This window comes from Bacillus sp. FJAT-45066, from assembly GCF_002335755.1.
Lineage (GTDB): Bacteria > Bacillota > Bacilli > Bacillales > Bacillaceae_I > Bacillus_CD > Bacillus_CD alkalisoli.
Genome location: NZ_NISQ01000001.1, coordinates 844254 through 856945, shown reverse-complemented (window position 1 = coordinate 856945; position 12692 = coordinate 844254). Strand labels below are relative to the sequence as shown.

At 37.4% G+C, this 12692-nt stretch carries 9 protein-coding genes; 1 reads left to right on the top strand and 8 read right to left on the bottom strand.

Annotated features, from left to right (window positions below; translation table 11 throughout):
* Positions 1–119: 119 nt before the first annotated feature.
* The 7 genes from CDZ92_RS04360 to CDZ92_RS04330 all read right to left on the bottom strand — a co-directional run bounded on the left by CDZ92_RS04360 (position 120) and on the right by CDZ92_RS04330 (position 10688).
* Positions 120–824 (bottom strand): DUF2161 domain-containing phosphodiesterase, encoded by a 705-nt coding sequence (locus CDZ92_RS04360; protein ID WP_096153864.1) that lies wholly within the window; start codon positions 822–824, stop codon positions 120–122.
* 45 nt (positions 825–869) lie between these two features.
* On the bottom strand, positions 870–4007 hold the full coding sequence (locus CDZ92_RS04355; RefSeq protein ID WP_096153862.1) for a DEAD/DEAH box helicase: 3138 nt from the start codon (positions 4005–4007) through the stop codon (positions 870–872).
* Between the two features lie 130 nt (positions 4008–4137).
* Positions 4138–5124 (bottom strand): ring-cleaving dioxygenase, encoded by a 987-nt coding sequence (locus tag CDZ92_RS04350; protein ID WP_096153859.1) that lies wholly within the window; start codon positions 5122–5124, stop codon positions 4138–4140.
* A 211-nt stretch (positions 5125–5335) separates the two neighbouring features.
* On the bottom strand, positions 5336–7378 hold the full coding sequence (locus CDZ92_RS04345; protein ID WP_096153858.1) for a hypothetical protein: 2043 nt from the start codon (positions 7376–7378) through the stop codon (positions 5336–5338).
* A 17-nt stretch (positions 7379–7395) separates the two neighbouring features.
* Positions 7396–7953: a GNAT family N-acetyltransferase gene (locus tag CDZ92_RS04340; protein WP_096156908.1), complete on the bottom strand. Its 558-nt coding sequence runs from the start codon at positions 7951–7953 to the stop codon at positions 7396–7398.
* Between the two features lie 207 nt (positions 7954–8160).
* Positions 8161–9765, bottom strand: a complete 1605-nt coding sequence (locus tag CDZ92_RS04335) for an ABC transporter permease (protein ID WP_096153856.1) — start codon at positions 9763–9765, stop codon at positions 8161–8163.
* Entirely contained in the window at positions 9765–10688 is a 924-nt protein-coding gene (locus CDZ92_RS04330; protein WP_096153855.1) for an ABC transporter ATP-binding protein, read from the bottom strand. The genes CDZ92_RS04335 and CDZ92_RS04330 overlap by 1 nt, the downstream gene beginning before the upstream one ends.
* A 160-nt stretch (positions 10689–10848) precedes the next feature.
* Here CDZ92_RS04330 and CDZ92_RS04325 point away from each other — a divergent pair, with 160 nt between their 5' ends.
* Positions 10849–11436, top strand: coding sequence for a TetR/AcrR family transcriptional regulator (locus CDZ92_RS04325; RefSeq protein ID WP_096153853.1), 588 nt, complete (start codon positions 10849–10851; stop codon positions 11434–11436).
* Positions 11437–11499: 63 nt separating this feature from the next.
* Here the strand turns inward: CDZ92_RS04325 and ltaE are convergent, their stop codons facing one another.
* On the bottom strand, positions 11500–12525 hold the full coding sequence (gene ltaE / locus CDZ92_RS04320; RefSeq protein WP_096153851.1) for a low-specificity L-threonine aldolase: 1026 nt from the start codon (positions 12523–12525) through the stop codon (positions 11500–11502).
* Positions 12526–12692: the final 167 nt, after the last annotated feature.

The following is a 12692-nucleotide window of genomic DNA, read 5'->3' as shown; positions in this document are numbered from 1 at the left end:
TTGATGACTGCTCTCAAGACCGGTTTCCTCTGTTTTTTTAACGAAAGTGGGCTTGACGGCTAATTCCCCTACCTTCAAATTGAGAAATCAACTTTTCAAATCTATCTTAAACGTAACCGCTAATCACCAACATAATAATCAACAAGCTCTATATGCTCTTTTATTTCCTTTATCCCCTTTTCGTTAACAACGTACGTTCCCCTCTTCACCCTATCAAACCAGTCGTAATAGTTTTTGGTTAGGATGGATGGGGTTTTTTCTCCTGTGCCTAGTTCTTTTAGTTTCTTTGGTGACAATGGCCCGTGTTTTTCTAGTAAGCTAGCAATTTGAATGCAGTTTTCTTTGTATGCTGTCATGATTTTTGTTTTGCTACTTCCACCGAGGTTGTAATCTCCACTTCTTCCGTTTACTTCTTTTAAAATGGCGTCACGCTTTTGGTTGTTTTTTCTCACTTTACCAGGATAGGTGGTTGGTTCAAATACAACTTCAGCTCGTTTCCGGCTTGCAGTGAACGCAACAACGATCAGTCCGAGTTCTAGTCTTTTTACAAGCTGGCAAAGTTCCTTCCATCGCTTCGTGCGAAGGTTTTTGGGGCGTGGAATCGCGATATAAACAGAATCTGTGAGCTTCTGACGTTTCGTCGCTTGCAAAAGAAGGTCTATATTTAAGTTTAATTTTAATTCTACTATAACGAGGCTGTCCCCTTTTACTGCTGCAATGTCACAATCTTTTACTTCGCCGCGTACTTCATAGCCTTGCTTTTTGAAATAGGTTTGGATTGGTTTATATAAATCTACTTCTAATAGTTTTTTCTTTTCTGTCATATAGCACACCGTCCATTTTAAAACTAGAGCCATCCTATATCGGCTCTAGTTTTGTCCATCAATCATTAATATTTCACGAATATCCTCTTCTGTAAGCGAAGTAGATGTTCTTTCGTCTGGGTCTAAAATTTGTTGAATGACGTTTCGTTTTTTCTCTTGAAGTTCGTTCATTTTTTCTTCAATGGTACCACGAGCAATCAACTTAATTACTTGAACTACTTCTGTTTGTCCCATTCGATGGGCTCTGTCTGCAGCTTGTTCTTCCACGGCTGGATTCCACCAAATGTCGTAAAGAATAACGGTATCTGCTCCAGTTAAGTTAAGACCTGTTCCACCAGCTTTTAACGAGATAAGAAAAAAGTCTCTCTCCCCTTCGTTAAATCGGTGACAACGTTCCACCCTTTCTTCCGAAGGTGTTTTTCCATCTAAATAAAAATAAGGCATTCCTTGATAGGCTAGTTCTTTTCCAATTAAATCTAGCATTTTTGTAAATTGTGAGAAGATGAGTACCCTTCTCCCTGCTTGTTTAGACTCTTCAATAATTTGTAAAAGTTGCTCCATTTTCGCTGAGCTTCCGTTGTATTCTTGGACGAACAGTTTTGGATGACAACATATTTGTCGTAATCGTGTTAATCCAGCTAGTATTTTGATACGATTTTTGCGAAACGTATCTTTGTCTAAATGTTTCAATGTGTCTTCACGTAGCTTTGCTAAGTATGCTGCATAGAGCTTTTTTTGTTCTGGCAAAAGTTCCGCTGAATCTACTTGTTCGATTTTCCCTGGAAGTTCTCCTAGTACGTCTTCTTTTAAACGTCTCAACAGGAAAGGTCGAACTCTACGAGAAATTGTTTTATTCGGCAAAAAGCTAAACTCTCTTAACCCTTGGAAAAGTTCTGGAAAGACAACATGAAAAATCGACCATAGCTCTTCGATTGAGTTTTCTATTGGTGTACCTGTTAAAGCAAAACGGTGTTCTGCTTTTAGTTGTTTCACCGCGCGAGCTGTTTGTGTAATCGGATTTTTGAAGTTTTGAGCTTCATCAAAAAAGATAGTGTGAAACTCGATCTGTTCCCACTGCTTTATATCCATTCGAAGTAACGGATAGGATGTAATCACACAGTCAAAATCAGTACATTTCGTTATTCCAACTGTTCTTTGTTGTTTGCTTCCATCTATTAGGCCAGCGCTTATTTCTGGTGCGAATTTTTGTATTTCTTGTAGCCAGTTATAGGTTAAGGAAGATGGACAGACAATTAAAATAGGTTGCTTCCTTCTTCTAATTTCATCAAGTTCGCTTGCGATGTATGTGATGCTTTGCAATGTTTTACCGAGTCCCATATCGTCCGCAAGAATCCCGCCAAAACTGTAGCTCGCAAGTGTTTTTAGCCATTGATACCCTTGTTTTTGATAGTCTCTTAAAATCGGCTCTAACGTTGCAGGTACGATAAAGCCCCCATTTTCTGGGTTCTGCAGTTTTTCTAAAACAGATTTAAAAGAGTCTTCTAACGTTAAAGTGTCGTCGTTTTCGATAGTTTCTAGAAGCTTTAATCCTTTTACGATTGGCATATTTAAGCCTGACTCTAGGTCTTCCATTTGTTCAGGTACTGCTTGAAGAAAACGTTGAATTTCTTCATATTCTTTTGCTTCAAGTGACAAGAGTGTACCATTTTTTAAGCGGTAATATTTACGCTTTTCTTCTAGGGCTTGCATTAGATCTCGAATGTGTATGTCTTTAATTCCGTCTAATTCGAACTTGAATTCGAGCCAATTTGTCCGCTCTTTTTGTATTTTGACACGAATTTTCGGTTTGACATTTTCCCTAGAAACACGATTTCTCACCGTTGTCGTTGCGTAAATTTGTGTTAGATGTTGAAGTTTTGGCACTACATGATAAAGAAACTCATATTCTAGGTCTTCATTTTGCAAAAAATAGCCACTCTCTGTTTGTGTCAGTTGACTTTCTTCTAAAAGCTCTAATATTTGTTCTTCTTTTTCAACGTTTCGAAGGAAGAACGGGATGTTGGGTGCTTTATCTTCCACTGGATTAATGATGATGTTATCGTAATGAAACTCCAATCCAACAAGTAATTTGTTTTTCAGGCGATCTAAGTAAAGTTTTGCTACTAAAGGTGTTTGGTTTAGATTATTTTTTACAGATTCAGGTAGTTTTATCTCCCCGAATTTTTTCAAACCAGGAACTACTTTTTCTAGGAATAGACCAATTTGATTTGGTGGGATGGTAATGACGTTCGAATTTTTGTTCGTTAATCGTTTTAATTCGGCTAATCTTTTCATGTCTTCTTGCTCTAGCGGTTTTAATTTGTTTTGGTCGATGACGACTTCGTATTTTTCCATTAATGTGAGATTTTCTAGACCGTCTATTTTTAACTCGTACGTTTTGCTAGCCCCTTCTAGAAAGGTAAAACGAAGGTCGAGTGGCTCTGCCGACATATGGACGTGCGGGTAGCTTTTTCTGTTATGAGTGAATGGTAGAGCGTGCATTTTTTTCAATAATGGAAAAAGAACTTTGAATGTAGCTGGCGTTACTATTATTGTGTTGTTTTTTTCGTGTAATGAGCCATCTAGTAATTGTTGTATTATTTCATTCGTTTCTGGTGGGAAGCAGTGTTTAGTTTGGTCGAATGTGAAAGATGGCGAGACTCTTGAAGAGTTGCCATCGGCTATTTTTCGTAAAAATTCAAAAGCATTCGGTATGTTCGTGTTTGCGATAACGAGTTGTAGGCCGAAAGATTGCCCGATTGTTGTTAGGATGATCTCTGGTGTAATAATTTCTCTAGTTTCAAAATGACGTTGTTTGCCGAGTGTGCGTTTTGGTTTTTCGTTGAAAATAGAGAAAATATCTTGTTGATTGTTTGTTTTTATGTAGTTTAGTAGAAAAATTAAGGCACCAGCGATATGTTGACAATCCTTTTGAAACGACGAAAGCTTTGGACAGCTACAAGTTGGTTGGACGTGTCCATCTTCTGTGATGTTGAGATTTACTATAAAGGATTGCTTCGATGTTGCTAATACGGTTGCTACGTACTGTTGTTCGTTAATTTGTTCCATTGTAATTTTGCCTGTACGATGGAACGTTTCGCCACGTTTAAAGGAAGTAGGCCCACACATGTCCTGGATGATTTTGTTGTTGAGTATGATTTTTTGATTTTGTGTTTGGCTCATGTGTGTTGTGTCCTTTCTACTACGGCTGGTTTCGATTTTGGATAATGGTATTGTACCATATTTTTATAGATCGAATGGGAGTAGACAGAAAAAGACTGAGTCCAAATTGGCTCAGTCTTTTGGTTTGTTTTTATGATTCATATTCTTTCTTTATTTCTTTCGTACTTCTAACCGTGTCAATTGGTCGAACTAATTTTTCGATTTGTTCGCGTTTTTGTTCTAAGAATGGTGGGAGGGATAGTTTTTCTCCAAGTGTTTCGTATGGTTCGTCTCCCATAAAGCCTGGGCCGTCTGTTGCGAATTCGAATAATATGTTTGGAGCTAGTCTTGCGTATAACGATTCAAAGAAGTAACGGTCGACATGTCCTGATGTTTGGAAACTGAAGCTTCTTAATCGGTTGTCCCATTCGTCTATGACGGATCGGTCTTCAACACGGAATGCTGCATGATGGACTGTACCGAAACCTTGTTGTCCTTGAGGTAGCGAGTCGTTATGTTCCGCGATGATACTTGCTCCATTTCCTCCATCGCCTACTTCAAAAAGGTAAAGATTCTCTTCTTGACCAATTTCTTTGAATTGAAGTACCTTTACAACCATTTCTTTAAAATAGTCAAAGTTAGCGATTCTAATGTGTAATGGTCCTAGTCCAGTAATGGCATATTCAAGTGGGATTGGGCCGTTTTGCCACGGTGTACCGGATACGACACCTTTGTTGTTTTCGTCTGATACTAGTTGGTATTGTTGGTCATCAAAGTCAACGAAAGAGATTGTTTTCTTTCCGAATTGTTCTTGGATACCTCTATGTTTTACGTTAAGACGTTCAAATCGCTTTTCCCAGTATTCGATTGCTGCGTCTGTTGGTACGCGGAAACCAGTTTTGGAAATTTCATTAGTTCCGTGCGTGCCTTTTTGTATGCCTGGGAAATCGAAAAAAGTCATATCTGTTCCTGCACTTCCTGTGTCGTCAGCGAAAAATAAGTGGTATGTTTGAATGTCGTCTTGGTTGACTGTTTTTTTCACTAAACGCATACCTAATACATATGTGAAAAACTCGTAGTTTTTTTCGGCGCTACTTGTGATAGCGGTTACGTGATGAATACCTTTTAGTCCGTTCATTATAGTTACCTCCTAGAATGTAAACTTTGCGATTTAATATAGCTTATTAAATTAATTTAAATAAAATTATCTTGAATTCGAGATAAATATAACATTTCAGTCTGCACCATGTCAACTTATAACCATCCCTTAGCATTTACCACGTTACAATCTTTACTCATAAATTACAAAAGCGTAACAGGTGCCAGGCACTTGTTACGCTTTTGTAATGTTAGTGTTTGTTTAGTGGGATGCGGTGTTGTGGGCCAGGTTTGTATGTGTGTGAGATAAAGTCTACTTTGTATGTAACTTTTTGATTTGGTGCTGTTGGTGCTGGTAAGATCGTAAATAAAATAGTGTCTTTCGAAAGCTCTTCTTGTAACTGATTATACCTACTCATGTGATCATCCCCGTAAAAACCAGAGTGATAACCTTCATAGTAATTGTCCGCAAAGTACCAAGAGAATCTCTTTTCTACGTTCTCATCTTTATGAAAGCCTGTAATGTATATCAGGAGTCCTTCGGAAAAGTGTTCTGTTGCCTCTAGTTTTCTAATGGTTAGATGCTCTAGGACCGTATCATCTATCTCAATGTTTAATGGTTTTTCATTTACTTCTTCTAATACGAATTCTATTTCCTCATCGACAATTTGATTATAATTAATTTCATCTACTTGGAAATATAATGCCTCTCCTTCATCTAATCTCCTTTTTATCGTTGGGACTTCCTGTTCATCGTAATTAGTAAGAATATAAGGAGTAAAGGTTTGCATTTTCATTGTATCTGATTCGTTTGGGTAATTGTAATAATCATAAGAGATATTGTATAGATAGTTATATGGAAATTGCAGAAGCCTTTCCCCGTTTTCTGTTATAACACTATAATTAAAATAAAATGCTTGATAATCCATATTGAATTTGTTTGCATACAAGTCATTCATCCTATCAAACTTTCCCTGCTCTTCTTCATTAAAAACTATCTTAAATTCCAGGTCACTTCCTAAGTCATTTTGACTAAATTTGTCTATATGCACGACAAATGTATTGAACAAGTTTAATTCCTTTCCTTCCACAAACGTGTCCGCTTGTTTTAACCCATTCGTATATTCTAATGGAATTTCTACATTCCAGTCGCCAAAAACCCCACCAATTCTAACTACTCGAAAAGCAAGCGTCATGTTATCTTGTAGTAATTTTTGTTCTATTTCATTCATGTTTATATAGAATGAGCCTTCTAATAAATCCTCACTCGTTGTTACGATTGCAGCGTCATGAAGAGGATATGTTTCTTCTCCTATTTTAATGGTAAACATACCATGTGCTTTAGAAGTCAGAAGATGTTCTCCAAAATTATCATATGTTTCAATGAACTCTCTGTCTGACCTAATACGGAAATCTATCTTTGTTAATGTGTCCGATAGATCAATCGATAAAAGTTCTATGGATATGTCTTTGTCCGTCGCTACATGTGTCCCTTCTGCCCAAACGTTATAAAAATCTCCATATTTGATGTAATTACTAGCAAGCGTACTCCATCTATCTACGTTTGGCATGATATAAATAATAGATGAGAACAGTGTGATAATGGTGATGGCTACGACCAACTGTTTCAAAAAGGAAAATTTCGTTTTTTGTCGTTTTAATTTAGGGAGAATTTTTTCTGCAAGAGAATGTTCTAGTGTTTCTGCTTTTATGTATTGAGACAACTTCTTTAATTGATGATTCATCTTGTTGATTGTCTGCCTACAATCTGGGCAAAATTCTAAATGGTCTTCTACATCTGTTACAAATTCTTTTGGTCCATTTTGCATGTTGTATGTAAATAATGTCTCGTTAGATAAACAATCTGGCTTAAGACTCCCGTGTTGCGTAGGTTGGATGATTTTCCATTTTATTTCGTTTGCTTCATCCCCTGTTATGTTGAAAAGCACATCTAAAAAAACTAGCTTTTTTTGTTCGATGCTTAAATTTTGTAGGGATGAGGCTAATTTATCTGTATCTGCTTTATGTATAGTAATCGTGTTTACTTTTTCTAGCATATAATCTAGTGATGTATAAATGATCCACTCGTGGATTGGTTTTGTTTCTTGTTGTTTAGAGAGTTCGTTGTATAGGTGAACGAATGTTTCAACGACTACCTCTTCCGACCTCTCTATTGGAACTTGGAGTGAAGATAACATTTGGAAGAACTCATTTTCATAGGTCTCTATAATCGGAGTATATGCATCTTTTTTACCTACGCGTATAAAGTTTATTTCAGTTTGCCAATCTCTCATTTGTTTCACCTATTCTACTATTGAGTTGTATTTATAAAGTAAATGGCGTTATCCGTCCATTTACCGTCTTCAAGGATAAAGGCTTTTCTTGTACATTCGTACTTTAGTCCGCAACTTTCTGCAAGTTTAATAGACGGGCCGTTATCTACGTTAATATGTGCTTCGATTCGATGGTAACCAAGATTTGTTGCGCCTAATTCTAGTGCACGAATTACTGCTTCTTTTCCGTAGCCGTTTCGCCAAAATTGGTTGTGAATACCGTAGCCGAAGCGTGCCCATTGGAAATTAAGACGTAGTAACGTTGAAAAATCTAGTGCGCCAATGTGCTTTTTGTCTTTTTTGCAAAAAATACCGTACATATAAAGCTCATCTTTTTGTGCAAGATGTTGATGTTTATATACCATGTCGTAAAACCATTGTTCCGAGCATTGAGATAAGTCTACTCTACCTTGGTCGTATTTATGTTGTGAAGGTAGTCGGTTATCGTGCCCAGTGTACCAGTTCCAATAATCATGTATCGTGTATGGACGAATGATTAATCTGTCTGTTTCTGATACGATGTTAAATTTGTACAATGTAACACCACTTTCTGTTAATTTGAAGTTATAAGTAACTTTCGATATTTTCAATTTATTTCCTTCTTTTTAGACGAATGTAATTCTGGTTTCGTTTCACTTTTATACAAAAAAACTGTAGAGAGAGCGAATTGCTCTTATCTCTACAGTAATTATTTCAGGAATGTAACAGGTGCCAGGCACTTGTTACATTCTTGTAATCTTTATTTATCCTTCTAGGTCTCTTTTTCTAAAGCCTGTTATGCCTAGGAGAGAGACAACTAATGCAATGACTAGTAAACTTATTATTTGTAACCAGTTCATGTCTGCGATTGGGATTTGTGTTACGTTTCCGAATGGGGAGATTTTGCCCATCCATTCCGGTGCTTGAAGCATCCCACCTAGATATACAACGAAGAATGAATAGCCTAAGTATAACCAGATTAAATTCGTCCACCTTGGTGCCCATCCTACTAGAAATGCAGCAATCGCGACCATTACCCACATCGCTGGCACGTAAGCAATGGCAGCTTGGAACATGGTTCTTAAACTAATCGGATCTTCCATCACCGAAACTACCGCCGTCCATAACCCTAACATGGCTAATAACTGCATCACAACCGCTCCGACAAGTCCAATAACTAAGTAGCTTCCAATAATACGTGTTCGAGAAACGGCTCGTGCTGTCACATGTTCAAGACGTCCTTTCTTCTCTTCCCCACGTAATTTCAAAAACATTAATAATGGAGCTATAGTACAAAGCATTGAAATGATCGACATTAATAAAGCTAGGAACTGCTCGGTTAACGAAAAACCTTCCACTGGATTTAGTAGTTCTTCCATCATTTCGGTACTTTCAAAAAACGTGTCTAAGTCCCCGAACACCGACCCATAAGATACACCTAACACAAACATCCCAATGGCCCAGCTAATGATTAATGTTTTTAAAAGGTGAAGAGGTAACCCGAGCGTCGACAACAACCCGCTAGTTGCATATTCCTTCCCTGGCTTCGCTTGTATAAAACCAGAGCCAACATCTCGAATACTGTTTAAATAAAACGCAACCACCATAATGACTGCGGATACAAAAGCAGTCAACACAATCGGCCACCAGTAGTTATTTACGTAAGTTTCCGTGCCTAAAATCCAACCTAATGGTGAAAACCATGATAACGTTTCATTTGAAACATCACCAACAGCTCTTAGTAAATAAGCTCCTCCAAGAAAGGCAAACGAATAGCCAATCGTACCTCGTGAAGTTTCGGAAAGCTGTGCCATTAGTGCTGTTATTGCTGTGAAAAAAATGCCAGTCGCCCCGAGTGCTGCCCCGTATAAGAGCGAGCCTTGAAACGTTAAGCTCTCTTCTTGCAAGGCATATAAACTTATTCCAACAGCAACTGCTAATACCAAGTACGTTACACACATTACGAATATCGTAGAACTTAAGTTAGCTAGTCTACCTGTTGGTAACGACCGAATAAGCTCGAGCCTACCATCTTCCTCATCTGCTCTTGTATGACGTGTAACTAGTAATATACTCATTATCGCAACCATAATGGCTGTAAAAAGTAACATTTGATGAGCCATCATAGCTCCAGTATGGTAGTCATCGAAACCATAACCGGGACCAACCATCGCAATCATTGCTGGATTTTTCATCGTTTCTGCTATTGCTTGACGCTCTTGATCTGTTTTATATAAATCATTAAACGCCCCAGCCGTTACAATCGTTAGTAGAACGATAGATATAATCCAGATTGGCAATCTAAAGCGATCTTTTTTTAATATAAATGCGGAAAGGGTGCCTGTTTGGTAAAACAAATGCTTTTTCATTAGGAAGCACCTCCCGCTCCTGTTTCCGTTGATTGTGCATGATTTGTCGTGTCATAATGACGCATAAATAAATCTTCTAACGTCGGTGGGGAACTTTCTAATTTCATAATGCCAAACTCACTTATATGCCTCATGATGTCATCTAGCTTTTCTGTGTCGACTTGGAAACGAACGGTTGCTCCGTTCACCTCTACATCATGGACACCATTTATAGATTGGATAGAAGTTATCGGTTGTTTTGTCTCTACAACTATACTAGTTCTCGTTAAGTGTCTTAATTCTTGTAGTGTACCCGATTCAATCATTTCTCCTTGACGAATAATTCCAACTCTATCACACAATCTTTCTACTTCTGATAAAATATGGCTTGACAATAGGACGCTTTTTCCCGCTGCTTTTGCTTCCATCACATACTCTTGGAATATTCTCTCCATTAACGGATCCAGTCCTGAGGTCGGTTCATCCAAAATATATAAATCTGCTTCTTGTGCAAATGCGGCAACTAGTGCTACTTTTTGTCTGTTACCTTTAGAGTAAGTCCGGCATTTTTTTGACGGATCAAGTTGAAATCGTTCAATCAGCTCGTCTCGACGATTATTTTTTGTACCACCTCGTAATTTGATGAAGAGATCAATAACTTCTCCTCCAGTTAAGTTCGGCCATAGTGTAACATCACCAGGTACGTATGCGAGACGTTTATGAATATCTACTGCATCTTTCCAAGCATCTTGCCCAAAGATTTTCACTTCGCCTTCACTTGCTTTTAAAATGCCCAGCAGGACGCGGATTGTCGTTGATTTACCAGCACCGTTAGGGCCAATAAAGCCAAACACTTCACCTTTTTGTACTTCTAAGTTCACTTTGTTTAAAGCTGTAAACTTTCCAAATTGCTTTGATAGATTAGTAATTTTTAGAACGGTCATTGTAGGACCTCCTTTTTACTTTGAGCGAATTAAAGTTTTGAAATATTTTTATCTATATAGTTCATAATATAAAACAACTATCCCTTTGACAATATATTTATGAAATATATTTATTGTTTTATTACATAATTTTTAATACACTAAAAAGGAGGTGAACGAAATGGACGGGTTTCAAAAACGTCGTGAACAGAAGAAAGTGAATATTTTAGAAGGTGCTTTAGATTTATTTATGGAATTTGGCATTCAAAAAGTGTCTATTGCCGAAATTGCTAAGCAAGCTAACGTGTCGCAAGTTACCATTTATAACTATTTTAAAAGTAAACATAATTTAGTACGTGAAGTGTTTATTTATTACATAAATAAAGTGTCTGATGAGTTTGAGCAGTTAATGAGAAGTGACATTCCTTTTCCAGATAAAGTGAAGACGATCATCTTTAATAAAAAAGAAGCAGCGAGTTCGATTCATGAAGAGTTGTACCAATATTTTATGAAAGAATATAAACAAGATGTAAACTATATTGAACAAATTTATGTTCAGCGCATTTTCCCCCACATCGTTCAATTACTAGATGAAGGAAAAGAACAAGGATATGTAGACCCCACTCTCTCTACCGAGGCAGTTATGTTTTACTTCCAAATGATGAAAGAATATATGCAAAGAGAAGACATATATACAAAAGTTCTCCCTCTTACAGAAGACATAACGAAAATATTATTTTACGGAATCTCAGGTAAAGGAGAACAGTAACAAAAATAACAGCCATATTAAAAAAGCGTTACAGGTGCCAGGCACTTGTAACGCTTTTGAAAATTATTTTTGTATAGTGTTAGTGATGATGTCTACTGCTTGTTGTATGTCTTGTTTTGTTACATCGTAGTGTGTCGTGAATCTTACGAGTGTTGGGCCGAATGTTACGGATCTTACTCCTTTGGACTCTAATAATGCTACAAATTGTTCCGAGTTGTACCCTGTTTTTTCTACATTCACTACGACGATGTTAGTATCTACACCATTTACCACTTCTAGCGTTTCCATTTCGCGAAGGCGACTTGCTAACCACTTTGCATTCTCATGGTCTTCTACTAACCTATCCGTCATTTTCGTTAGTGCGACTAATCCAGGTGCAGCAATTACCCCTACTTGGCGCAATCCCCCACCTAAACGTTTTCTCCATTTTCTTGCTCGCGTAATAAAGTCTTTTGGTCCAGCAATAATAGAGCCAATCGGAGCTCCTAATCCTTTTGAAAGGCAAATTTGTACCGTATCACAATACTGCGTAAATTCTGTTATCGAACAACCTACACTTGCTGCTGCATTGAAAAGCCTCGCTCCATCGACATGTACGGGAATATTCGCCTCTTGTGCCACTTCATAAATAGCTTTCATATTTTCAGCTGGGACTACAGCTCCACCTGCGCGATTATGTGTATTTTCTATACAAATTAAACCTGTTTCAGGGAAATGTTGATCTTCTCCTCTTATCGCAGCCTTTACAGCTAATGGGTCCATCTGGCCATTTATTCCTTGAATCGTTCTCGTTTGCACACCTGCCAAGGCTGCTACAGCACCAGATTCATAGTAAAAAATGTGTGATTCAGATTCTAGTAAAATCTCATTACCAGGTCGACAATGAGTTAACACTGCGATTTGGTTTCCTTGTGTACCACTTGTAACAAAAAGTGCTGCTTCTTTTCCTAAAATATCAGCAGCTATTTCTTCCAATTTATTTACGGTAGGATCTTCTTTATAAACATCATCCCCTACTTCTGCTTCAAATGCAGCTCTTCGCATTTCTTCGGTTGGCTTTGTAACAGTGTCACTTCTTAAATCAATCATGGAAAACTCTCCTTATAAAAAACTATTCTTATTTATCAACTAGTCTATCTTATTTTCCAATACAAAAACAATATAAAATATTTAGGAAAACGTAATTTATAATAACCGTAATAAATAAAACCATGCTATATTATACTTTAGCAATACAACATTCACTCTTAAAAAAG

What these genes read in the sequence shown, in the direction of transcription:
- CDZ92_RS04355 (WP_096153862.1), bottom strand. Translation starts at nt 4,007, where the DNA reads ATGAGCCAAACACAAAATCAAAAAATCATACTCAACAACAAAATCATC.
- CDZ92_RS04330 (WP_096153855.1), bottom strand. Translation starts at nt 10,688, where the DNA reads ATGACCGTTCTAAAAATTACTAATCTATCAAAGCAATTTGGAAAGTTT.
- CDZ92_RS04360 (WP_096153864.1), bottom strand. Translation starts at nt 824, where the DNA reads ATGACAGAAAAGAAAAAACTATTAGAAGTAGATTTATATAAACCAATC.
- CDZ92_RS04325 (WP_096153853.1), top strand. Translation starts at nt 10,849, where the DNA reads ATGGACGGGTTTCAAAAACGTCGTGAACAGAAGAAAGTGAATATTTTA.
- ltaE (WP_096153851.1), bottom strand. Translation starts at nt 12,525, where the DNA reads ATGATTGATTTAAGAAGTGACACTGTTACAAAGCCAACCGAAGAAATG.
- CDZ92_RS04335 (WP_096153856.1), bottom strand. Translation starts at nt 9,765, where the DNA reads ATGAAAAAGCATTTGTTTTACCAAACAGGCACCCTTTCCGCATTTATA.
- CDZ92_RS04345 (WP_096153858.1), bottom strand. Translation starts at nt 7,378, where the DNA reads ATGAGAGATTGGCAAACTGAAATAAACTTTATACGCGTAGGTAAAAAA.
- CDZ92_RS04350 (WP_096153859.1), bottom strand. Translation starts at nt 5,124, where the DNA reads ATGAACGGACTAAAAGGTATTCATCACGTAACCGCTATCACAAGTAGC.